Annotated in this window: 16 protein-coding genes and 1 pseudogene; 13 read left to right on the top strand and 4 right to left on the bottom strand. The window is 39.5% G+C overall.

Annotated features, from left to right (window positions below; all coding sequences use genetic code 11):
* Positions 1 to 52: 52 nt before the first annotated feature.
* Genes ACGEDC_RS20980 through ACGEDC_RS20970 form a run of 3 tightly spaced genes read right to left on the bottom strand, consistent with a single transcriptional unit; the run spans position 53 to position 7519 of the window.
* The gene (locus ACGEDC_RS20980; RefSeq protein WP_394495575.1) at positions 53 to 3169 is read right to left on the bottom strand and encodes an efflux RND transporter permease subunit; all 3117 of its coding nucleotides are present in this window, start codon (positions 3167 to 3169) and stop codon (positions 53 to 55) included.
* Entirely contained in the window at positions 3169 to 6429 is a 3261-nt protein-coding gene (locus ACGEDC_RS20975) for an efflux RND transporter permease subunit (RefSeq protein ID WP_394495573.1), read from the bottom strand. The genes ACGEDC_RS20980 and ACGEDC_RS20975 overlap by 1 nt, the downstream gene beginning before the upstream one ends.
* A gap of 10 nt (positions 6430 to 6439) precedes the next feature.
* The gene (locus ACGEDC_RS20970) at positions 6440 to 7519 is read right to left on the bottom strand and encodes an efflux RND transporter periplasmic adaptor subunit (protein ID WP_394495571.1); all 1080 of its coding nucleotides are present in this window, start codon (positions 7517 to 7519) and stop codon (positions 6440 to 6442) included.
* A 385-nt stretch (positions 7520 to 7904) separates the two neighbouring features.
* Here ACGEDC_RS20970 and ACGEDC_RS20965 point away from each other — a divergent pair, with 385 nt between their 5' ends.
* Together ACGEDC_RS20965 and ACGEDC_RS20960 are read left to right on the top strand one after the other, a co-directional pair.
* Positions 7905 to 8240, top strand: coding sequence for a GNAT family N-acetyltransferase (locus tag ACGEDC_RS20965; RefSeq protein WP_394498443.1), 336 nt, complete (start codon positions 7905 to 7907; stop codon positions 8238 to 8240).
* 131 nt (positions 8241 to 8371) lie between these two features.
* Entirely contained in the window at positions 8372 to 9265 is an 894-nt protein-coding gene (locus ACGEDC_RS20960; RefSeq protein ID WP_080915977.1) for an aspartate/glutamate racemase family protein, read from the top strand.
* A gap of 408 nt (positions 9266 to 9673) precedes the next feature.
* On the opposite strand, the gene ACGEDC_RS20955 is transcribed toward ACGEDC_RS20960, so the two are convergent.
* Positions 9674 to 10165, bottom strand: coding sequence for an OmpA family protein (locus ACGEDC_RS20955; protein WP_055023390.1), 492 nt, complete (start codon positions 10163 to 10165; stop codon positions 9674 to 9676).
* Between the two features lie 315 nt (positions 10166 to 10480).
* On the opposite strand from ACGEDC_RS20955, the gene ACGEDC_RS20950 reads away from it, so the two are divergent.
* From ACGEDC_RS20950 to tssC, 11 genes and pseudogenes are all read left to right on the top strand, one after another.
* The gene (locus ACGEDC_RS20950; protein WP_394495568.1) at positions 10481 to 12469 is read left to right on the top strand and encodes a serine/threonine-protein kinase; all 1989 of its coding nucleotides are present in this window, start codon (positions 10481 to 10483) and stop codon (positions 12467 to 12469) included.
* Between the two features lie 149 nt (positions 12470 to 12618).
* A pseudogene (gene tagH / locus ACGEDC_RS20945) lies at positions 12619 to 13994 on the top strand (type VI secretion system-associated FHA domain protein TagH).
* Positions 13995 to 14011: 17 nt separating this feature from the next.
* Positions 14012 to 14482, top strand: a complete 471-nt coding sequence (tssJ, locus tag ACGEDC_RS20940; protein WP_282166104.1) for a type VI secretion system lipoprotein TssJ — start codon at positions 14012 to 14014, stop codon at positions 14480 to 14482.
* Between the two features lie 70 nt (positions 14483 to 14552).
* On the top strand, positions 14553 to 15881 hold the full coding sequence (gene tssK / locus ACGEDC_RS20935; protein ID WP_394495565.1) for a type VI secretion system baseplate subunit TssK: 1329 nt from the start codon (positions 14553 to 14555) through the stop codon (positions 15879 to 15881).
* A 26-nt stretch (positions 15882 to 15907) separates the two neighbouring features.
* Positions 15908 to 17197 carry a type VI secretion system protein TssL, long form gene (tssL, locus tag ACGEDC_RS20930; RefSeq protein WP_055023385.1) on the top strand — a complete coding sequence of 430 codons (1290 nt, stop codon included), beginning with the start codon at positions 15908 to 15910 and terminating at the stop codon, positions 17195 to 17197.
* Between the two features lie 22 nt (positions 17198 to 17219).
* Complete coding sequence (tssM, locus tag ACGEDC_RS20925; RefSeq protein ID WP_394495562.1) at positions 17220 to 20762, top strand: type VI secretion system membrane subunit TssM; 3543 nt, start codon at positions 17220 to 17222, stop codon at positions 20760 to 20762.
* Complete coding sequence (tagF, locus tag ACGEDC_RS20920) at positions 20744 to 21358, top strand: type VI secretion system-associated protein TagF (protein WP_394495560.1); 615 nt, start codon at positions 20744 to 20746, stop codon at positions 21356 to 21358. The genes tssM and tagF overlap by 19 nt, the downstream gene beginning before the upstream one ends.
* 106 nt (positions 21359 to 21464) lie before the next feature.
* Positions 21465 to 22256, top strand: a complete 792-nt coding sequence (locus ACGEDC_RS20915) for a PP2C family protein-serine/threonine phosphatase (RefSeq protein WP_080917474.1) — start codon at positions 21465 to 21467, stop codon at positions 22254 to 22256.
* A gap of 308 nt (positions 22257 to 22564) precedes the next feature.
* Complete coding sequence (gene tssA / locus ACGEDC_RS20910; RefSeq protein ID WP_394495557.1) at positions 22565 to 23665, top strand: type VI secretion system protein TssA; 1101 nt, start codon at positions 22565 to 22567, stop codon at positions 23663 to 23665.
* Between the two features lie 41 nt (positions 23666 to 23706).
* Positions 23707 to 24207: a type VI secretion system contractile sheath small subunit gene (tssB, locus tag ACGEDC_RS20905; RefSeq protein ID WP_055023380.1), complete on the top strand. Its 501-nt coding sequence runs from the start codon at positions 23707 to 23709 to the stop codon at positions 24205 to 24207.
* Entirely contained in the window at positions 24207 to 25697 is a 1491-nt protein-coding gene (gene tssC / locus ACGEDC_RS20900) for a type VI secretion system contractile sheath large subunit (protein ID WP_055023379.1), read from the top strand. The genes tssB and tssC overlap by 1 nt, the downstream gene beginning before the upstream one ends.
* Positions 25698 to 25709: the final 12 nt, after the last annotated feature.

Raw genomic sequence — 25709 nt, 5'->3', positions numbered from 1 at the left:
ATATTCACGCCTTTGGCTAGATTAACTAGCACAAAGGCATGAGGCATCCATATTACACAGTCCAAGGTAACAGCTTTTTCGCTCTCTTGTCAGCTAAACCTAATTTAACTGATGATTGATAACGAATTCGATATAGCGCTTGATAGCAAAGAGGCACTAAATACAAACTGGTGACGGTAGAAAAACTTAACCCGCCAATAATGGCAATGGCCATAGGTGAGTATGGTGGCCCACCGCCGCCGATTTGAGTATCACCCATGGCTAAAGGAACAAGCCCTAGCACAGTGGTAGCGACTGTCATCAATACTGGACGTAATCGTGTAACACAGATGGCAATAATGGTGTCTGATAAGTCAGATAATTTTGGCGTCATTTGGTTTATTTGATCCACCAATACAATACCGTTATTAACTACGATGCCCATTAAGATAAGGATCCCAATCATTGCCATAACCGACATCGGCGTACCTGAAATCCACAGTGCCCAAAAAACACCCGTGATTGAAAACAAGATTGAGCTGATAATAGCTGTTGGTAATAACAGGGATTCAAATAAAGCGGCCATGACGATATAAATCATGGCTAGCGCTAATATCATATTGACGGCCATAATCGATTGGTCTTCATCTTGTCGTTGGAACCCACCACGTAAACTGTAGCCATAACCATACGGGAAATTAATGGTTTCCATGACTTGTTCAATTTGCTTTTGAGCCTCTTCTGTAGTGATGTCATTGACATTAGCGCCAATGGATAGGGCTGTTTGGCGATTGTAATGTCTAATCGTATCAAAACGAGGTTGAATATTGATTTCAGCTAAGTTGTCGAGGTTATACACTCGCTGACCTTGGCGAATAATAGGCAGTTGTTTTAACTTTTCTAAAGAGTGTTGCCAACTTTTATCATAGGCTAATTCGATACGTAACTCGCCATTAGGATCGTGTCTGAATGAACGCAGTGGTGAGCCTCGAAGTGCCATTGAAATATGAGAGGCTATTTCATTGAGGTTTAGGTCAAGCCTAGCAGCCATTTCACGGTCAATTTTAATCACAACCTCTTGTTGCGCTGCATTCACTTCAGAGCGCACGTCTTCTAAGCCGTCAATCGCACTCAGCAATGGTACAACTTGCTGACTAATCTTGATAAGTTCAGACGTTGAACGGCCCGTTAATGTAATGCGTAATCCTGAGTTTTCATTTCCCCAACCAAATTGTGGTGAAGCGGCGGCATATTTAGGGAATCCTTCTCGGATTTGCGCTTTTAACTCAGACATCGGGGTTTCGATATCTTTTAATAGCAAGATGGTGGTTTGAATGCTATCAGCTGAGTAATAGCTATATACAGAGTCGATTTGAAAGGCGTCTTTATTGGCATAAAGATAGTCTTCCATTTGATTGATCATCGCTTCAGTGACTTTGAGGTTATGTCTGCCTTCAAGTTGGTAATTAATATATAAACGGTCATTACCTTCACCATCTGATTGGTCCTGTTGCACCAAGCTCAATGGCAATGCTGTTGAGGCTAATAGGAACACGGCTAACACTCCTGAGGCCTTCGAATGCGTTAAAATCCAAGTTAAGCTTTTTTGATAAAACTGACGTAACTTAGACTCTTTTTCCTCGGTATCAATTTCGAAATGTAATTTGGTCAATAATAATGGGATTAATGTCTTTGCCACTAACAGTGATGCGGCAAGAGAAATACAGATTGAAATCGCTACATGTTCAAGGAAAATGGTCAGCTCAACTTTAACACCCACAATATTAGGTAAAAAGACAATGGCAGTGGTCAGCGTGCCAGCAAGTACTGCTAAAGCAACTTTTTCAACACCAGTTAACACGGCATTTTCATTGGCTTTTTGACAGCGTGCTAAGGTATCTTGCTGACCTGTAATACCACTACGTTGCTTTTCTTGCAGTACGCTTTCGGTTACAACAACCGCATTATCAATCAGCATACCCACTGCCAGTAATAACCCCATCATTGATAAGATATTCAAGCTATAACCCAGTAAGTACATACCAGCTAACGTCATACAAATTGAAATAGGTACTGACGACACCACCACTAATGTCATTTTTAAGTTGCGTAAAAATAAGTACAGTACGCCGAATGATAGAAAAGCGCCCATCAATCCTGATAGCAGCAAATCTTTAAGTGAAGATTTAACACCATAGGCCTGATCCTCCATGACAAATAACTTGATGCCTTGAAATTGTCTGTCTTGTTTAGTTTGTTCAATGACCTTTAATACTCGCTCTGACACATGCACTAAATTTGCACCAGATTCTTTAAACACATCTAAACCAACAGCATATTTTTGGTCTAAATGTCGACCTTCAAACGCCTCAGGAAGCGTAAAGGTCACTGACGCTATGTCACCTAGGCTGGTTGTGGTATTGAGTTTAACTGCTTTGATATCTTCAATAGATAAAAACTCGCCCTTTGGAGATACTTGAAAAACACGGTCATTGTTACGGATGGTACCAGCACTTATGACAAAGTTTTCCATTTGTAGGCGTTGGCGAAGCTGTGCAGGGTTGATACCAGAAGCTGCTAACTTATCGGCATCGAGCCTAATTTCAATTTGCTTTTGATCAACGCCATATAAAGTGACTTTTGATACGCCTTCAATACGCTCTAAGGGTTTGCGAAGTTGCTTATCTAGCAAGTCGAATGCATTGGATAACTCGCGCTCACTTGATATACGAATAGTGAGCACTGGCATATCTGCAGTAGAGAATTGCTGAATGAGCACTCGTTCAACATCTCTGGGTAATAAATGCCTTACCGAGTCGATTTTTTCGCGTGCTTCTAGGCTTTTGGTGGCGACATCTTGCCCCCATTTCATATTGAGCTGAATATTTGCTCCATCTTGAGATGAATTAGAGCGTACCTCTTCAATACCACTCATTGTTGCTAACGACTCTTCTAGAACACTGGTGATATCACGTTCAACCTCAGCAGGCGTTGACCCTTTATAAGGCACGTTTACCTGAATTTGTGGAATATCAATACCTGGAAACATTTCCAGTGGCAGTAGCCTGCTAGAGGCCATGCCGAATAATAATATTGCCAGAAAAAACATGCTGGTGGTCACGGGGCGCTTAATGGCTAATCTAGTTATGCTAAAGCTTTGTTTAGCTTGATTAATATTATTGTTATCCATTATAACTGCCCCTCTGATGCTAAGGTCGGCGCCACTTCCGTTTGCGTTACTTGATAACGTTTTTTATCAAATATGCCGTAAAGGGCTGGAATAACTAACAGCGTTAACATGGTCGACATTGATAAACCAAAAATAACAGTAATTGCCATAGGTGCACGTATTTCACTACCATCACCTAAACCTATTGCCATTGGTAACAAGCCCAGTGTTGTGGTTAACGTTGTCATCATAATTGGGCGTAATCGCGATTTAGCTGCGGTGCTAATCGCTTCATCTTTATCATGACCTTCTTTTCGAAGTTGATTGATTCTATCGACCAAAACAATCGCATTGTTAACAACAATACCTGCGAGCATTATTAGGCCGATAAAGACAACCACACTTAAGTGAGTGCCTGTTATAAACAGACCGATAACACTGCCACCAACAGCCATGGGCACAGCAATTAGGATTAGTAATGGATGCAGTAAAGACTCGAACTGACTTGCCATGACCAAATAAACTAAAAAGATAGCTAATACCAAGGCAATTTTTAATGAATCAAACGAGTGCTCCATTTCTTCGTTTTGTCCACCGAAGCGTGCTTGAATGGAAGTCGGAAATTGTTGTTGATTAAGTATTTGTTGGGCTTCTTTTACTGCTTCACTTAAATCGCCATAACTGAGGTTTGCCGATACGATTGCCACACGTTGTTGGCTAACACGGTTAATGGCTGATGGGCCCACTTGCAATGAGACATCAGCTACAGCACTTAATGGAATCGGGTATTGACTATTAGGGTTAATAATCAGCGAATTGACATCTTCAATGTGATTCCTTTCATCTAGTTCGCTTCGCACTAAAATATCAACTTTACGGTCACGAACTGTGTATTGGCTTGCTATAGTCCCGCCTACACGCTGTGCAATTCTGCTGGCAACGGTAGGTGCGTCCATATCAAGGGCTGCTAAACGGGCATGATCAAAGCGAATACTGATTTCAGGTTGTCCATCACGTAGACTAGTATTGATATCGCTAAATCTTGTTGATTGTGACAAGGCAGAAACCAGTTGGTCACCACTTTGCTTTAACTGGGCTAAATCATAGCCAGAGAGTTCAATTTCAAGCGGTGTTTTAAAGCTAAACAATTCAGGATGTTCAATTTTTGCATCTAAGGCTGGAATACGCTTAGCGGTTTCACGTAACGTATTAGCCACTATTGTAAATGCGTCAGGATTGGCTAGTACAACTTGTAATCGTCCCCAATTTTCTCCACCTCTAGCGGTATCAGAAGTCATTAATCCACCACTCCCTGCTTGGCTGAAAGTGTGTTTCACATTGTCACTATCGCTAATGGAAAATGCCAATTGCTCAAGCACTGCATCAGTTTTTTGAACGGCAGTACCTGGTGGAAGTAAAATTTCGACATAAAACTCCCCTTGGTTCATTGGAGGAATAAGCTCCACACCTAATCTTGGAAATAAGCTACCAGCCCCCAGGGTTAACATGAGTGCAATAACCACAGTCACCATTTTATGACTCATTGCTTGGCGTAATACACGATGGTATATCGCCTCAATGAATCGATAAAACAAATTAAAACCTGCGCTTAATGGACGCATGAACAAGCTGAAAAACCAAGACGTAAAGCGGGTTAGTATGATGACAAGATTAAGCAATAAGGTCGGTAGATAACTGAGTATAAGTTTAAAAGGAAAACCTAAAATAGCCTTGGTGTAATAGGCGAACTTTGCTTTTTTACTCGTTGGTTTTTCAATCGGAGTAGTGGTTTGCTCTAAAGGTAGTTGAGTAAAACCTTGTCTAGAAGCAAGCATTGGAATCGCTGTGAGAGCGACAAATAATGAAGCCAGTAAGGCGAAGGTCACTGTGAGCGCTTGATCAGAAAATAACGCCCCAGCAATACCATCAACAAACACAAGCGGGACAAATACGGCGAGGGTGGTTAGTGTTGAAGCAAAGATAGCACCAGCCACTTCTTTACTGCCAGTAACGGCAGCATCTAATCTTGCCATGCCTTTTGATTTATAGCGGTCAATATTTTCAAGTACCACAATAGCATTATCAACTAACAAGCCTATGGCTAATGCGATCCCGCCAAGCGACATTATGTTCAAGCTAATCTCTGCAAAGTACATCATGTTGAATGTGGCGATAACAGAGAATGGGATTGAAATTGAAATGATAAGTGTGGCTATGATGTCTCTTAAAAATAAATAAATGACTAGCATCGCAAGCAAACTACCAAATAGGGCAGCTGTGGTGACTTCACTCACTGCGCTTTGGATAAACTCTGATTGGTTATAAATGACTTTTAGTTGATTATCTGCCGATTCTTGATTGATATTAGCAAGCTCTGCTTGCACCTTTTTAGCAACAGAAACGGTATTAGCATCACCTTCTTTATAAATAGCCAGTTCTATAGACTCGACATCACCGATACGGGTGACATCACTGCGTTCTTTATAGCTGTCGACAATATCAGCGACTTCCGATAATCGAATTAATGTTTGGCCTTCACGGTAGATGATGACGTTTCGTAATTCATCTAGGCTATTAAATTGATTGAGGGTGCGTACAAGGTATTCTTTATCTCCTTGTATCACTTTACCTGCTGATAAATTTATATTTTCTTGATTAATACGGCGCTTAATATCGTCAGCATTCAGGTTTAACTGCTGTAACTTTTGCTGGTTAAGTAAAATATGAACTTCTTGCTCTAATCCGCCAGATAACCTAACTGCAGCCACACCTGATAGTGCTTCAAGGCGACGTTTTAGTTCTTCTTCAGCAAAAGTGCGTGTGGCTTTTAATTCAGATTCAGTTGCGTCAGGAACCGATAATGCTAAACGCATGATGGGATCCAAATTAGGGTTAAATCGCAGTAAAAGCGGCTTATTAATATCTAGAGGTAACTCAATAGTATCGATTTTTTCACGTACTTCGAGGCTTGCCATATCCATATTCGTGCCCCATTCGAATTCCAGGACAACATCGGACATTCCAGAGCGAGAAATAGAACTGATTTTCCGTAAACCCTTTACGACTCCAACCGCTTCTTCAATGGGTTTAGATATAAGCTGTTCAACTTCAACTGGCGCAGCGCCATCGTAGGCAGTACGTACAGTCACACTTGGATAGCTTAGGTCGGGTAGTAACTTAACCGCAAGTCGAGTAAAGCCCACCATGCCAAACAACATGATGGCAAGCATAAACATCCACACAGTAACCGGGCGTTTAACCGAAGTATTAATCAATGACATAGTGACTTCCTTATTGCGCTGCTAGGCTGTTTTTGGCATAAGAAAGGGGTGTGATCACTTCGACTAAAGATTGATCTTTCAGGTTTTGCTGACCACGAATGACGATTTGTTCACCTTGTTCAACACCTGAAAGGATTTCAACTTTATCTTTTTCTCGATAGCCCAGTTTGACTTCTCGACGGGTTGCTGTGTTATCTTCGATAACATACAAGGCTTGAGTATCATCTTGATTAATAACCGCGTTGAAAGGAACGGTAACAACGTTTTTGTGAGTGTCGTATTTTAATTCTACTCGGGTAAACATACCGGCTTTTAGTTTGGCATCGCTATTATCGATAGCAATGGTGACTTTAAATGTACCGCTTTGGGCATCCACAATCGGGCTGATACGCAATACGTTAGCGATGATTTCTTGGTTGTTGATGCTTTGATTAGCATATTGATTTGTTACTTTAGCTTCTTGCCCTAAGCGTAAGCTCACTAGTTGTTGCTCAGGTAAGTGAACGATGCCATGAAGCTCGTCTTGGTTAACAATATAAAATAACTCTTCAAATTCTTTCGCCATGTTGCCTTTTTTAACGTGGCGTTTAGCGACTACACCATTAATTGGCGAAACTATCTGACTTTCAATAACATGCAGTTTAGCTAGATCACGCTGCGCAATAGCGGCTTGTAAATTGAATTCTAACTTCGCCATGACATCCTGACTGACAAATTCTTTATTCTTCATCTGCTTTAGTCGATTTAACTCTTGCTCAATGATTTGAACTTCAGCTTGAGAGCGTTTGTAATCGTAGTGCTGACGTTTTGCGTCAATGGTGGCTAAAGCTTGACCTTTGGTGACTCTATCGCCTTCCTCGACTTCAATTGTTTCAATGAGACCTGCAATGCGGGTGACGACATGAGCTTCTTCTGGCGCTTCTAATGTTGCAGTTGTGCTATAAAACGAAGATACATCTCCTTGAGTAACTGGTGATATTTCAACAGGAATGGCGTACTTCTCTTCCTCTTTTTCTATTTCAGATTCTCCACCGCAAGCTGTTAACGTTAATGTTGCAAGGCAAAGTAGTGAGATTGTCATTTTTTTCATGCTGATTAACCTATCCATGGGGTACCTGCTAATTTATTTTGTAATCGGTTTGTTGCTAATAGTTATTTAATCTTGAATAAGCAGAAGTTGTGCCAAGATGGTTAATTTGTTTTTAAACAGAGGTTTAAGTGTTTTTTGTACTTTAAGTTAGCAAAGGTGAATATTAAGATGTGGTGAAAATGTTTATTTTTTGGTGTTAATGGTTAATAGTGGCAGTGAGCACTTCTGACACTCAACGAAAAAGCCGATGGCTCAGTCAAGGAATAGGAAAATAGTGAAGATCATACAAGCAACAATCGATGACCTTTTACAAATCTCACCGCTTTTTGATGCCTATAGACAGTTTTATGGCTAGGAAGAAAATTTGGATTAAAGCCATAAATTTATTAAGGAAAGGTTAGTTGAAGCTGATTCAATCATTTTTATTGCGATGAATGAGCAAAATACGTTAGTTGGCTTTGCTCAGTTGTATCCTTCATTTTCATCAGTTGCGATGAAAAGAACATGGATTTTAAACGATTTATATGTAGAACACGCTTTTAGACAACAAGGTGTAGCTACAGCTTTACTGCATCAGGTTGATGTTTTCGCTAAATTTACTCATGCAGACAGTATTAAATTATCGACAGAGGTGAATAATGGCGCAGCTAAAGCATTATACGAGAGTAAGGGATACCGACAACTCAACCAGTTTGATCACTATATTAAGCGTGTTGATTAACCCATTACGCTTATTTAACAACATCTACGCCATTATAATAGAGGATTAGATCCTTCAATTGGGATTAACGTCTATTGCACCTGCCTTTTACCATAAGCCTAAATTTACAGAGGGCGAAAGGCCAGTTAGATATGAAAGAGTTATTATTTGGTGTTGTAGGCAATATGGGGCCGGAAGCTGACATTCTATTTCAGGATATCGTTTTTAAGGAAGAAGTCGCGCATGGTGCGATGAAGGATCAAGACCATATGGGAATGGTTGTCATTAAGAATCCAGATATACCTGATCGCTCTGAAGCTATCAATGAGGGAGGAGAAGATCCCGTTCCTGAGATGCTTGAATCAGTAAAATTTCTTGAAAAAAATAAAGTCAATTTTGCGGTGATGACATGCAATACAGCGCATTATTTTAGGCAAAGACTACAAGAACAAACAGATGTTTATTTACTCGACATGTTGAAAGCAACCACAGAGCAAATTCATAGCGACAACCCTGCAGCAATCGTTGGCATACTTTGTACCAATGGTACTTACAATTCGGGTATCTACGATGATTATCTAACAATGGCAAATTTACCGTTTATTAAGCCGTCATTAGAAATTCAAGAACGATATGTACATAGCGCAATATATGGTGCCAAAACTGGTGAGAAATCCTCATGTGGTCAGGATATAAGAGAACCGTTTGGTATTAAATCTGGTGAATTTGCAAGTAATGCAAAATTATTGATTAAGGCGATTGAAACGTTAGAAGTTCAAGGTGTTGATACCGTTATTTTGGGCTGTACTGAGTTACCTTTAGTTCGCTCTATTTTAGAGAACCACTTTTCATCAATTGATTTTATTGATCCAATGGAGGCGGTTGCGAGCAAAGTTGTGCAAGTTTATGAATTGGCAAAGTCACTTTTCTTCAGCGGTGAAGCCAGAGACTTTTGTGAAAAAGTAGATATTGGAGACATTCACTCTATTGAAGATATCGCGCATTATATTGTTTATAGGCAAAATAAAAACAGGGTGCTAGCTTGAAACTTAGCATCTGCCTGTGATTTTTAAATATACTCGCGACCAACGCAAGCTTATCTTTCTAGGTTATCAATGATACAAGTCAGGCTGTGTTATTAGGACTGATTAATTAATGGTTGTCTGTAATGTATTAATGCAAGCTGGTTTTTTAATAAGTAAAATTTAACTTAATCTAAAGTGGAAGGTAACTTAAACTGAAAAGTCACTTTAATTAAAACTAACCTAAATTAAAAATGACATAAATTGAAACCTTAAAGTATGATTTTTAAAGTCTACTTATTAAATTATTATCACTAAGTATTATATAAATACAGGTAAGCCGAAACTCGGTATACCTGTATTTATATCGTGATGCTCATGCTAGTAGGATAGGTGTTAGTTCGACAAATAATAGAACTATTTCCATCGCTACTATAAAGATTTGTCTGTAATAGCAAAATTAACACGACGTATTTTTGAGCGCTCTGAAGTCGTCAATTTAACGCCTTTGTCTTCGATAATGTGTGCACTAGACTGAAGCTGCTTCGGTGAGGCGCCTAATAGTACTAAGTGTTCAACTAAGCCATCAGCGCGTTTTTTAGCTAACGCCTTGTTGTATTCAATTGTACCTTTATCGTCGGTATACCCTTGAATATCAACAGACTTATCAGGGTTTCTCGATAGGTAAGTGACAATACAAGACATATTACTGTCTAAGCTACTGTAAGGTTTTGCACTGTTGACTTCAAAGTAAACCGGTCTAAAACCAACAAGCTCTTCATTATCATTTTCTAAAGCGTATTCCATGCACGCAGGAGAAAGCGAAACGACTTTAGGTGGTTCAGGTTGAACTTCTGGGGTTGATTTACATCCAGATGCTGCAAGTAAGATCAAAAGAGGTACTGATAATTTAGAATATGCCATATCTACTTCTATTATTTAGTCCGTTAAAAAAGTATTCGTAAATTACCCATTATGGAATGCTTGGTCAATAGAAATAGGTGGTTTTTTAATGAATGTTTTATAAGTTTAATTAAATTCATATCCTAATTAATTATATTTTAATTAAATACATACTAAAGGGTGTGAGATATTTGCTCTATTTTTATATTTACAATGATAAATGGTTTTTAATATTGTTTTTTTCAAATTGATGCTGCAACATATTGGGGTAAATTAAATAGAGTAGTGCATTAGTTTACATACTTAAGGATAATATAAAGGGATTTACCTGTACTTATGGATAAGAGTCAAACCCCCGAACATATGGTTGATGACAAGACTTTGGTCGCTGGCATTAATAACGGTTCAAATAGCAAAAATAATACGAATTTAATCGGTAAATGTTTTAAAAAGCGTTACTTAATAGAATCTAAAATTGGTCATGGCGGTATGAGTGATATCTACCGTGCAAAAGATCTATATTTAGAATCATTAAACGTCGCAGAACCGTTTGTCGCTATTAAAGTACTGTTATCACAATTTACTGACATTCCAGAAGCGCAACAGGTGTTAATTAAAGAGTCTGTGCAAACACAACAGCTCTCGCATCCCAATATTATTCGTGTATACGACGTTGATACTGACGAAGGTTACCATTTTATGGTCATGGAATGGCTAGATGGTGAATCTTTAGATCAAGTGATTAAACGTTCTAAGCCGCTTGGACTTAACTTTAAAGGTTCAATGAAGATTATTGAGCAGATTGGTTCGGCATTAACTTATGCTCATAAACAAGGAATTGTGCATACCGATCTGAAACCATCGAATATTTTCTTAACCCGTCAAGGCAATATCAAGGTATTTGATTTTGGCGTAGCTAAATCATTCCAACATGAAAAAGACCATTATGCATTAGAGCAAGTTGATCAAGACTCGCCACTGACAGGTTACACACCAGCCTATGCCAGCTATGAGCAGCTGATTGGTGAAGAAGCTTGTGCCGCCGATGATATTTATGCCTTTTCTTGTATTACCTATGAACTGTTAACCAGTAAACACCCTTACAAACGAGTTGCGGCAAATGAAGTCGATTTGGCCAAAGCATCGTTGAGTAAACCAAGTCATATTAGCTTACGTTTATGGCCTACACTCAAAAAAGGTCTTGCTATTAAGAAGGCGCAAAGAGCTGACTCTATCGCGACGATTATTGAAAAGTTTGAGAGTAAAGCCTGGCCGCTACCTACTGCTATTGCTGCGGCAGTGGCACTGATTGTTGTGGGAGTACAAGTCCAACAACATCATCAGCTGCAACTTGCGAATTTAGAGCAAAAAGTATCAATGACTGATCAAGTGCAAAATGAAACTCAGTCATATGAATACATTCCAGCTTCCGCATTATTAGAGCGCCTAGCTGAAATACCTGAAGATAAAGTGCTAATTCGTAATGGATTATTAAGAAAACACCAAACTGAAGTATTAGATATTGTTGAAAAACGAATTGCTTCAGTTCCGAAAAGCAGTAACGGTTTATATCAAGACTATGGCCGAATTTCATTAATCATTGAAGCCACTGAGCGCTATTACCCTGACTCAATACGCTTATTAAAAATGAAAAACCAAGCAGAACGTAGCAAGCAGTCGGTGATAGATGCGTTATCTGAGCGATTAGCTTTACTGTTAAGTCAGTCAAGATACGATGAAACAGGCGGAAATAATATAAAAGCGATTGTTGAAGACTTAGCCTTTATCGAGCCTAAGTTCACTTATGTGCCATCAGAAGAAGATTTTACACTTTATGCAACAGCTTTTGATGTAGCGCTTAAAACCCACGATGTCACTCAAATAAAGGCACTAATCACAACGGGTGAGGTTATTTTTTCACAGCAAGCTGAAGCACAGCCTTTACTGACTTATGGCGCTGAAATGAAGGTGGCGGTTGAACAACTCACTGCATACAACAATGCTGTCCAAAGCGGTAAAAATGCGCAATATCCTTACCAAGATGCAGAGGTCTATTACAGAAACACCTTTGAAGAGCTGACTGTCAGATTAGATGCCATTGATAACCCAAAAGACCTGCGAGCATTTGACGATGAAGTCAGAGTGCTAGCTGAGAGTGTACCGGAAGATTTTGAACCCTTATTGACTTTGGATAAACGTTTAGCGGGTTCTTACCTAAGACAAGCCAATATTTATTTAGAGAAACAATATTTAAAAACTGCCCGTGAATTATTTGCTCGTGGTAATGAGATGTATGAACGTCTAAACGGTGTTGAGAGGCTGTAAACCGCATTGCAAAGAGTGGGCTAATAACCAGTAAGGTGATGAAATCACTTTATTTAACTGCATATCAATTTAAGGATTGATATGCATTACGCTTTTAAATGTGTTGAGTCACTGTTTGCGCATAAGTTGTTTAAAGGAATGTATTTAAAATGGAATTAACGCTAGAGATAGTGAGCTTTCATCGGTTATCACCTGAGCAAGTCACATCTAAGGACGTAATCAGTTCGCTTACAATAGGTCGAGCTGATACTAGTGATTGGCATTTACCTGATCCTGAAAAGGTGGTGTCGGGTACACATGCTCGTATTACGAAACGTTCTGACGGCTTTTATATTGAAGATTTATCAACTAATGGCTTATATATAAACCGTTCAGTTGAAGCGTTAGGATCTACAAAGCCTCATAAAATTGAGCATGATGATCTACTCACCTTGGGTGATTATGAAGTGTCAGCAAAGATGACTAATGGTATTAGTACAGAGGCTGCTTCTAGCACTCAATCAGCTGCAAGTGTTAGTGCCGACCCGTTTCAGGCTAACCAAGTGCTTGACAGTAATCCGTTTGAAAACGAATTTGAACAACAAATTGCTGGTTTTGACGCACAAAGTTTGTTGAATCAAGCGCCGAGTCAGTCTCAACCGCTACCTGATGTCAACGGTGACTTACAAGATCATTTTCAGCCTCCTGGGATGGCAATTCCAGAAGAGTGGGGCCAAGATTTCTTTAATGAGTCTGCGCCAGTGGCAGAGCCACAAGTTAGTCAACCTGTTACGAATCAAGCTGCGCCGCAACCCGCTCACCAACAGCCGCAATCAATGCCGCCTCAACAATTAGCAAGTATGGCAAGTCAGCAGCAAGTGACTAACCCGCATGCGGCGCAATCAGCAGCTCAACAAGCAACTCGATCAGAACCTAAACCACAAGTGAGCAATCAGGTACAAGCTGCTTCATCATTAAGCCAAGCTTTTTTAAAGGTTTTGGTATTGATGAGCAAGAGTACAGCAAAGTACTCACTGAAGAATTAATGTTCGAGCTTGGTCAAAGCATGCAACTCATGCTCACTGGCTTAATGGATTCTTTGCGTCAACGCTCGAAGTTGAAAACAGAATTCAGAATTAATCAAACGACATTTCAGCAAAGAGAAAATAATCCGCTCAAGTTTTCAGCTAATCTTGATGATGTTTTTCAAAATTTGTATTTGCGTAAAAGTGCGAGTTTTTTGTCATCTCAACAGGCCATTATTGAAGCATTTAATGATGGGCGTAAACATGACATTGCACTCACTGCTGGAACATTTGGTGCTTTAAGAGGCTTGTTAAATCAGCTTGATCCCGATCTTGTTGAGCAAAAAAGTCAAAGCCAATCATTTGCTGAAATGTTAGTGCCAGGCCAAAAGCAATTTAAACAATGGAAAGTCTACAAAAGTTTACATGAAGATTTACAGGCTGAGTTTGCTAACACAAACACCGCAGCATTATCTGATGATTTTGTAGAAGCTTACGACAATAAAATCAAATCATTATAATTTTAAGGGATTAAGCGATGAAACTAAAATTAGGATTGTATCAAGTTTTACTAGCCTCAGTATTGTTGATAAATACAGGCTGTAAAACCATTAATGCCGTGGTACCTGCTTATACCGATATCACGTTTAGTGCGAGTGCAGATATTAACCCTGATATCAATAAGCGTCCGTCGCCTGTGGTAGTAAAAATATTCGAACTTTCTTCCCGTACCATCTTTGATAATCAGGATTTTTTCACTCTTTACGAGTCTGCTGAATCGGTATTAGGACCTGACTTAATTCGAAAAGATGAGCTTGAATTGCAACCTTCTGAAATTCACGAGTATCCAATGAGCTTAGGTCAAAACACACGATACGTAGGGGTGATTGTGGCTTATCGCGATATCGATGCTTCTCGCTGGCGCTCAGTTGTTGAGGTTGACCCTACTGGATATGACAGTGTCACAGTCAATATAGAAAAAATAGCAGTTTATAACTCTGAGCAGTAAAGATTTTATTTAAATTGAAATAACGGATATTTCAACAACGATAACAAGTATTGGAAATAATAAGGAAGTTATGAGCGATTTTAGCCCAATAGCATGGACTGAAGGGATGTTTTTACGCCCTCAGCATATGCAACAACAAGAACGTTTTTTACAGTATCAGCAAACTCAAATAGCGAATAAAGCTAACCCATTTGCATGGGGAGTGACCCAATACGAAATTAATTATAGCTTGTTGCCACTAGGTCAGTTTGGTTTAGATAGAATTGAGTGTGTATTTCAAGATCAAACCTTAGTGTTAATGCCTGAGCAAAGTCCGCTTCCTAATGCGTTATCGATACCAGCAGGGACAATCGATCAACTGATTTATTTAGTGCTTCCTGTAGCGAAAAGTAACGGCCTTAATATTTCGTCATCTGAACAAAATCAAATCACTCGCTACTTGTACGAAGATCATAATATTGTTGATACCAGTGTGGGTTCTGATGCAATGGAAGTGTTGCAAGTCGCTAAATTTGATTGCCGCTTAAAGCTGCAAAGTGAAGACCGTTCAGGCTATGTATCTATCGCTATCGCTCGAGTTATTGATGTTTCTGAAGAAGGAGCAATTAGGCTTGATAAAAAGTTTATTCCAGCTTGTACCGGCATAGAGCATATTAAAGCCTTGCTCAATGTCACTTCGGAAGTGACGGGAATGATAAACCAACGTGCAGAAGCAATTGCTGGCAGATTGAGTCAAGCTCAAGGATCTTCAAGCTCAATTGCTGACTTTTTAATGCTACAACTATTGAATAAATACCAACCTTTATTTGAGCATTATAGCGTTATCAATCATATCCATCCTGAAGTGTTATTTAGAACTCTAGTGAGTTTTGCAGGTGAGCTATCGACGTTTAGTAGTCAAGATAAAAGACCACCGAAATTGCCTACTTACCAGCATGATAATTTGACCTATGTATTCGGTAATATCATGGTCATTGTTAACCACGGCTTAAGCACTGTCCTTGAGCAAACAGCAACAGAATTGGTACTCGAAAAAACCAAATTTGGCGTGTACTTCTCAACCATTGCCGATAAGAGTTTACTTGATAGCGCAGAGTTCATCTTAGCGGTGAAAGCGAATGTACCAAATGATGATTTACGTCAGCGTTTGCCGTCACAAGTTAAAATTGGCTCGGTAGAGACTATTCGAGAACTGGTAAATAACCAACTGGCCGGTATCGGAATCACGAACCTACCTGTTGCCCCGCGACAAGTGCCATATCATGCTGGCTACCATTATTTCCAATTAGATAAGAACAACAGCCATTGGATCAAACTTAAATCCAGTGGTGGGGTTGCGATGCATATTTCTGGCGCTTATCCGGATTTACAACTTGAGCTTTGGGCTGTAAGCGTTTAACAACCACAATATTAAGGATAATTTTTGTGAACGATAAAACCATTGTTAAACCACGTCCAGGGAAAGGCGCGGGGATGGCAATCCAAAAACCTAAAGTTAATGATGATAACCAGAAAACATTAATACAAGAACAAAGCGTTGATAACAGAGCGCAAAGTGCTGTATTAAGCTTGGCACAAAATCCGATTGTTGATTATGCAGGCACATTACTATCTATTTGTACTCAATTACGCACGAGTACTCAGCATGATGATGTGAATACCTTACGTGTGCATTGTGTTGAGTTGATTAAACATTATGAACAACAACTTCGTAATGCTGATATTGCTGCCGAAGACATAAAGTCAGCGCGCTATTGCTTATGCTGTTTTATTGATGAAGTGGTTTTGAATACAGCATGGGGCGGCCAAAGTTACTGGGCTTCTGAGAGTTTACTGTCGACTTTTCATAATGAAACACTCGGTGGTGAATATTTTTATACGCTACTTGATGCGTCTTTATTACAACCAGCTGAGAAATGTAACTTACTGGAATTGATGTATTTATGTTTAACGCTTGGTTTTGTCGGGAAAATGCGTATTGAGCCTCAAGGCGACCAGAAACTGGAAGCGTTAAGAGAGCGGACTTACCTTGCTATCCAATCATGTAAAGGCGATTTCCATCGGGAGTTATCACCTGACTGGCGAAATAATATTGTGCCAAATTTATCATTTCAACAGCCTTTCCCTTTATGGGTGATTGGTGCGTTATTTGGGGTGATTATTTTATTCGTCTACATGGGATTTAACTACAGTATTAATAGCTATTCGTCACAGGCATATAAGCAATTAACATCTATCGTACCATGGGAAAAAACCGTTGCTGCACAACAACAATTAAGCCGTGAAGAAGCCCTTTTACTACAGCAGCTATTGCAGACAGAAATTAGTATGCAACTACTTGAAGTAGAGCAATTAAGTGACAGAGTTCGGATCAGAATCGGTGCTGGTGAATTATTCGCATCGGGTAACACTCAGCCAAGATCAGATTTTGAAGCGATTTTAGCTAAGATTGCTAGGACACTTGAAGGAACCAAAGGGAAAATCTTGATCACTGGCCATACTGATGACGAACCGATTTTTACGTCTAAATACCCATCAAATTGGCATCTCTCACTTGCTAGAGCCACATCGATTGGCAATGTGTTGGCACATAACGCGTCATTGAGTGGTCGGTTATGGCCTGAAGGAAGGGGAGAGTCTGAGCCTCGCTTTGCTAATGATAGCGAACTTAATCGTGCTTTAAATCGTCGAATTGAAATTGACTTATTGTTTTAGAGTGACAAAAGGAATTGTATAAATGTCTTTAAAATCAGTCGGCAAGGGAATTGTCGAAACACTTAAATCTAAATGGGTTATTACCATTTTAGGCTTTGTGTGTTTAGCACTACTTATTTGGTTTGGTGGCCCATTAGTCGCTATTGCAGGTTATGAGCCATTAGCCTCTGCAGCAGTTCGTGTCATTGTACTTTTGGTCATTGTCATGGTCTGGGGTGGCGTTCATTTTTCACGACAAATTAAAAGTAAAAAACAAAGTGAAGAAATGGCTGACAGCTTGATTAATGGTGAAGAAGGCGCTGCGGTTAACGGAGACGAGCTAGTAAAAAGTGAGATAACGCTGCTGCAAAACAAAATGACCCAAGCGTTAGATATTTTAAAGCAAACTAAATTAACCAAAAACAAAAGTATTTATGAGCTTCCTTGGTACATCATGATTGGCCCACCAGGAAGTGGTAAAACGACTGCAATTCAGCATTCAGGATTGGAATACCCGTTAAAAGATAAAATGGGTGTCGACATGATTGAAGGTGTTGGCGGTACACGTCATTGTGATTGGTGGTTTACTAACAAAGCGGTACTTATTGATACCGCAGGACGTTATACCACCCAAGATAGTCATGTTAAACAAGACTCACGTGCATGGCAGGGCTTTTTGGGGTTATTGAAGAAATACCGACCAGTAAGGCCAATCAATGGCGTCATTATTAGCATGGGAATGTCGGAGTTACTTAATCAAACTAAAACTGAACGCAATCTACACGCAAGAGCGATTAAGCAGCGTTTGCAGGAATTACAAAACCAGTTAGGCATGACATTTCCTGTTTATGTGTTGTTATCTAAATCTGATTTAGTTGCAGGATTTAATGAGTTTTTTGATGATTTAACCAAAGAAGATTGCGAACAAATTTGGGGCGTGACTTTTCCGTTAAATACCGAAGATGATGAAATTGACATCGTGAGTACTTTCAATAAAGAGTTTCATCATTTGTTATTGAACTTAAATGCTCGCTTAAATAGTCGCCTTAAAAATGAGCGTGATCTTGAGCGCCGAGCAGTAATTTATGAGTTCCCAAAACAACTACGATTACTTCAAAGTTCGGCAGATGATTTCTTAAAGGAAATATTTGCTCCGAATGCTTACGAAGAAGCCCCACTTCTTCGTGGCGTATACTTAACCAGTGCGACCCAAGAAGGCACGCCGATTGACCATCTTTCAACTCACTTATCCAGCGGTATTAAAAGTAAAACTAAAAGCAATAATAGTAATAAGCAGCGTAGTTACTTTATTAAACGACTTTTGGAAGATGTCATTTTTCCAGAGAAAAACTTAGCCTCTACAAACCGCAAACATACTAACCAAAACAAAATGCTGCGTAAGGTTTCGGTGGGGGTAGCCGCAGTGGTCACTTTATTTACGAGTTACATTTGGTGGCAAAGTTATGATTGGAACCATGAGCTTATCGATAATACTTTTACTGAACTTGCTCAGTATGAGGATATTACTCATGGTGGTCTGAATGCCAATACTGATGTCATCACGTTAACTAAAGGTTTGACACTGATTCGTGATTTACCTGTGGGATTTGGCTCAGAAAAACCTGAGGATGCACAAACGTTTGGTTTGTACCAAGGGGATAAGTTAAAGCAACCTGCTTCAGCGGCATATGAGCGAGCATTAGAAGCGCATTTATTGCCGTTTATGTTAGATGTGTTAAGCGAAGAAATGGATGCTAACGGTCAGCACCTTAATTATTTATATGAAACCTTAAAAACATATCTCATGTTGTATCTGCCGGAGCATTTTGATGAAAGCAACATCAAAATTTGGTTCTCTGCTTATATTGATCGAAACATTACCGGGAATGTTAATGCCGAAATCCGCGAGCAGTTAAATCAACATATTGAGACACTTTTAACGTTAGGGATCCGTGGAAATCAATACGATGACATGGTTGTTGATGGTGCTCGAGCTAATTTAACCATGTTGCCGCTGGTGGAGCGAGCTTATCAGAGATTAAAAAGCGACTTCTCTCAAAGCAGTATTCCTGATTTTAAACTAGTGGATATTCTTAGTTTAGACAGTCTTGATGGCTTAACATTTATGAGTGGTAGACCGTTTAATGATGGTATTCCAGGCTTGTATACTTTTAATGGATTCCACGGGATTTTCAATATTGAAAAAACCAAAATCATTAAAAACCTGACTGCTGACAGCTGGGTATATGGAGATGACTTAGCTAATTTAGATGAGCAAGCTAAAAAACGTCTGACCGCTGAATTAGAACGTAAGTATATTCGTGACTATATATTTTATTGGGAAGACTTTTTAAGTGATATTTCTGTAAAACCATACTCAAGTCTTGAAGAAGCTGAGCGTGTGACAGCGGCGTTATCAAGTCCTGATCAACCCATAAAAACCATCATTGCCGCGGCGCAAAAAAATGTGCAACTAACCAAACTTCCTATGGAGTCTAATAATTTAAAGGCTGCATCTGAAGTGGCTGCTAATGTCACTGACGTTGCCTTTCGTTCTAAAAAAGCGCAGTTAAATCGGTTGCTACCTGATACCGCAATTGAGTTAAATGTCGACCTGCCCGGTAAAGAAGTGGAAGTTGCCTTTAGTGAGTTGATTAAAATTAACTTAGTAGAAGTCGATCAAATTCAAACTACTCTACGCGCATTGAATCGAAATTACAGCAAGTTACTCCTTCAATCGGACGGCAGAGTCGTGAACCAGGCTGTAGAAGAAAACTTTGCTCAGATGGGAATGACATTATCAGAGCAGTTGATGGATTTACCATACCCAGTCAAAAATTGGTTAAATGATGTTGCTTATCAAACTAGATCATTTGCTAAAACTAACCAAAGTCAGCGATTTAATGGCATTTGGCGCTCAGAGGTCTTAGCTGAGTTTAATCGTGCGATATCAGGTCGTTACCCGTTCAATCGTCGTGCAAAAGAAGATGTGAGACTAAAAGACTTTAGCAAGTTCTTTGGCTATGGTGGCACCTTAGATCAGTTTTGGGACCAATATCTGGCAGCGCATGTTGATACCAGTAAAAAGCCATGGCGCTTTAAACGTAACATAGGTATTAGCTATGACGTGTTAGAAATGTACCAACGAGCTGAAATCATTAAAGAGGCATTCTTTGAACCGGGAACTAAATTCCCCAAAATTAACTTCTCTCTTGAGCCACAACTACTGGACAGTAGTGTCAGCCTATTCTTATTAGAATTGGATGAACAACAACTTAAATACCGCCATGGACCAACACGTAAAGAGTTATTTTTCTGGCCAGGTCGAGGCGCCAATAATGAAACTCGCATTGCGTTTTCACCGCCTAATGGTGGCCGTTCAATCAATAAGAAGTACGAAGGCGAATGGTCATTCTTCCGCTTACTCGATGAGTTGAGTAAAAAACGTCCGCAAACAAAGAAAGACGGCAAGTTAATGATCAACCTCAGTGGATATAACGCTGAATTGAAACTGATTGCTAACAGCGTAAACAATCCATTTTGGATGGCTAATATGGAGACTTTCTCATGTCCGTCGAATCTTTAATGCGATTAGGCTATTGCGGTAAAGTCCCCTCAAAGGGTGACTTTTTACAAGAAAATCTAGATATAGACTTTTTTAAAAACTGGAATGAGTGGTTACAAGCAGTCATTGCGGTGAGTAAAGAGCAAAGCGGCAATGAATGGCTGGATTATTATCTCACAAGCCCTGTTTGGCATTTTTCTTTGTCAGCTGGAGTATGCTGCGAGCAAGCAGTAGTGGGGACACTTATTCCGAGCGTGGATAATGTTGGGCGTCATTATCCTTTTACTTTAGCAGGTTTTCATCAGCAAGCTGCGGTATGTGGTTGGCATGAAAACGAATGGTCGACACAGTTTGAAGCACAGATTTTGCAGGTACTTGAAGATGATATCAATCTTGAGACTTGGTTGAATGATGTTTCTGGGCAACAGTACACGATTCCGGTTACTGGTCTGTGTTCATCTCAAAGTGAATCTAGTGACATTACAAAAAAAGCTTGGGTTATTCAGGAAGCAATGCTCCTCATATATTGTCACTACTTGATCAGCAATACCGTAAACAGTTTGAACGATACAGTATTTGGTGGACAGAAGGTTCATCAGAGGTTGAAGCATGCATGATTATCACAGAAGGGCTGCCTCAAATTAGCCAGTTTGTCTCTATGTTAAGCGGGCAATGGATACAAAGAGGTTGGAATACAGCCGCCTTAGTGAAGGAGCAAATTACGTGCACTTAAGTCAAGCTTTAACCCACAGAGGCACAGTACGAGAAATTAATGAAGACGCTATGTTAGAACTTCCGCATATCGGTGTATGGGTTGTTGCTGATGGGATGGGAGGTCATGCTGCTGGTGATGTGGCGAGCCAATTAGTTATCGACAATATTCAACAGGCTGTTGATGGATTATCTCCAGAGCTAATCAGTGTTGATATTTTAAAGCTCGCATTACAAAACAGTAATACCCAGCTTCAGCAAATGAGCCAAACTGATTTTGAAGGTAAAGTCGCCGGTAGTACAGTTGTAGTGTTGTGGTTATATCAAGGCGATTATCACCTGCTTTGGGTCGGCGACAGTAGGATTTACCTTTTAAGACAACAGAAAATGACAATGATTACCAAAGATCACAGTCAAGTGAATGACATGGTTGATGAAGGTTTGTTGGCCGCTGAAGATGCTGAGTCACATCCATTAGCAAATGTAATCACGCGTGCTGTGGGAGTCGATAGTCAATTAGATATTGATTATCGGACGGGTAAAGTGGTTGAAGGCGATACGTTTTTACTTTGTAGTGATGGCCTAAATAAAGAACTTAGTGATACTGAAATCGAAGCCACAATTAACTCTGGTAATATTATTGATTCTGGATTGGCCTTATTACATGCATCGTTAGTTCGAAATGCGCGTGATAATGTCACTTGTATTTTAGTAAAAAACACTCAAGTTACGTCGGGTTTATCTTCAAAAGACATAAGTGAGTCAAATGATGATTTTGATAAAACCATTCCTGTATTTATTTAAAGAATAAATCGGACGTTTTCTTGTTGATGAATTAACAAAAGTGTAAATGTTACATGGTAATTATTATATTAATAGTTAATAAGTATGTTATTTAAAATAAATCTATACTTAATGATTATTGCGTATTAGATGTTTTTTACATTATAAAGTATTAACTAATATGTGATCTGATATATAACATCAAAAAGTATTATTTTTAGTATTAATTTTAAATATACACTATTAAGTATTAGTGTTTTATTAGTTTTGTGTAGAAGCACATTTTGTTATCAAATATTGATAATAATATATTCAAGGATTGAATAAAGTTGAGCCAATTAAATAATCTATCGATTGAAGAATTAATTGAACCTATTACAGATGATTCTGTAACCGGCGAAGATCCACGTTCTGATATCAGTCCAACATCTACCTATTACTTACTTAAAGATGTAAGAAGCACAGCACGGGCGAATGAACGAAAAGCGTTAATAGACGAAGAAGATGTGCTTTCTGTCGCTATTGAGTGGCGCCCAATCTTTGAACAAGTGCCAGATATCACTAGAGATAAAGCCAAAGATCTCGAGTACATCGCTTGGTTTATTGAAGCTGCATGCCGTTTACATGGCTTTAAGGGATTAAGTTTTGGTTTTACCTTGGCCGCTGAATTAATTGAGCGCTATTGGGAAAACTTATATCCAATACCTGACCCAGACGATCTTGAAGAACGAATTGCGCCATTAATTGGTTTAAACGGTGTTGAAAGCGAAGGTTCATTAATTCAGCCAATCAAAACCATTCTCATCACAGAAGGGGCTTTCGCCTACTCAACTTGGCAATATGAGCAAGCATTAGAGGTCGATAGGCTAGATAGCGACAAACAAGAAAAGCGTTTCGATGCGGGTGCTATATCACTTGAAGAAGTTGAGTTAAGTATTAAGGAAACATCAGATAGCTTTTTTATTGAACTTGATGCTGATGTCAATGCTGCAATCGCTGCATTCTCAAGGTTGTCGGAAGTCATGGATACTGCGATGGGAGGTTTACCACAACCGACGAGCTATATTCGAAAAGCATTAGAAGCCTGTGCGCTTCAAATTCATACGATAACCGAACCTATTTTAGCTAAGAGTCAAACGTCTTCAATATCTACGGAAGTTGAAGCAGAAACTGATGACGAAGTAACGGCACAAAGCGGCTCGACTGGTATTGAGCAACAGCTAAATTCTCGCGCTCAAGCTATTGAGAATTTGGAGAAAATCGCAGAATTTTTTAAGAATACTGAGCCACATTCACCGATGTCCTATGCCATAGAGCAAGTCATTAGGTGGAGTGATCTGAGTTTACCTGAGTTGTTACAAGAATTAATCCAAGATGGAGAAGCGAGGAATGGCTTCTTTAAATTATCTGGAATAAAAACTGAAGAATAATCTGTAATCGATTACTCACAATTTTATTGAAAGGAGTTCAAATGAGTGTACATGATAGATTAAAGCGAGTGAGAAAACCCCGCGTCCATATTACCTATGATGTAGAAACAGAAGGTACAGTTGTAAAAAAAGAGCTGCCTTTTGTGATTGGTATTACAGGTGACTTTACTGGCCATAACACTGAAGATTTAAAACCATTAAAAGACCGTCGTTTTGTACAAATCGACCGTGATAACTTTAATGACGTGCTAAAGCGCATGAGCCCAAAGTTAAATATCTCTGTGAAAAATACGTTAGCTGATGATGATTCTGAAATGAATGTCGATTTAGAGTTCAAAAGCATGGAAGACTTTGAACCTGCAGCGATCGTCAATCAAGTTGAGCCTTTGAAAAAGTTAATGGAAACACGTAACAAATTACGTGACCTGATGACTAAAGTAGACCGCTCAGAGAATCTTGAGAATATTTTAGAAGACGTATTAAACAATACCACTAGCTTAGACAAACTAGCCGGTGAACTAAATCTTAAAGGAGCTGAATGATGAGCACGGATGCCGCTACATTAGAGCCTGTAAACGAAGAAACACTGAGTGTGTCGATTCTTGACCAAGCGATAGATGCTACGAAACAAACTGATTCAACACGTGCTGAAGAGCTTATTCGCTCTTTGACTGAAGAAGCGTTGAAAGGGACAGTTCAGTGGGATAAAAACTTAACTGTGACGTTTAACAAAGCGATTGATAGTTTGGATGAAGTTATTTCGAAACAGCTTGCAGCGATTATGCATAATGATGAGCTGCAAAAATTAGAAGGAAGCTGGCGTGGTCTTCATCACACAGTTAAGAACTCTGAAACCAACGCGACATTAAAAATCCGTGTAATGAGCTTATCTAAAAAAGAGCTTCATAAGGATTTAAGTAAGGCTGTTGAGTTTGATCAAAGCCAAATGTTCAAGAAAATATATGAGTCTGAGTTCGGAACACCAGGTGGCGAACCTTATGGTTGTTTAGTCGGCGATTATGAATTTACTAATCACCCATCAGATATTGAAACCTTATCTTTAATGTCTAATGTGGCTGCTGCTGGCTTCTGCCCATTTATTTCTGCTTCTGGTTCATCGTTATTTGGATTTGATGACTGGACAGAATTAAGTAAACCACGTGATCTTGAAAAAGTATTCGAATCATTAGAGTACACACAGTGGCGTTCATTCCGTGACAGTGATGATTCACGCTTTGTGACCTTGACTATGCCACGAGTACTTGCGCGTTTACCATACGGTAGTGCAACTAAACCAGTAGAAGAGTTCTGCTACGAAGAGTTTGAAATGGATGCAGCAAGTGGCCGTTCTAAAGTTGCAGCTCATGATGATTATTGCTGGATGAACGCAGCATATGTTATGGCAACCAATATGGGACAAGCATTTAGCCAGTATGGTTTCTGTACTGCGATTCGTGGTGCAGAAGGTGGGGGTAAAGTTGAAGGCCTACCTGCTCATGTCTTTACCAGTGATGATGGTGACCCAGACTTAATGTGCCCAACTGAAATCGGTATTACAGACCGTCGAGAAGCAGAGTTAAGTAAACTTGGTTTCTTACCATTATGTCATTACAAGCATACTGATTATGCCGTATTTTTTGGTGCACAAACCTGTCAAAAACCACAAATCTTTTCTAGTCACGATGCAACGGCTAATGCTGCAATTTCATCTCGACTACCCTATTTAATGGCAACGTCTCGCTTTGCACATTACTTAAAAGTGATGGCTCGTGACAAGATTGGTAGCTTTATGGAAGCCGATGATGTTGAAGCATGGTTAAACCGTTGGATCCTTTCTTTTGTCAATGCATCAGAAGGTGGCGGACAAGATATTCGTGCTAAATATCCATTAGCTGACGCAAAAGTGGAAGTGAAGGAAATCCCTGGTCAACCGGGCTCTTATAATGCTGTAGCTTGGTTACGTCCTTGGTTGCAAATGGAAGAGTTAACTGCATCACTACGTCTAGTGGCGAAAATTCCTAAAGTAGGATAATCACTGACAGTG

It is taken from the genome of Shewanella sp. ENK2 (genome assembly GCF_043568515.1).
Classification (GTDB): Bacteria; Pseudomonadota; Gammaproteobacteria; order Enterobacterales; family Shewanellaceae; genus Shewanella; species Shewanella japonica.
This window is presented reverse-complemented; position numbering and strand designations above follow the sequence as displayed.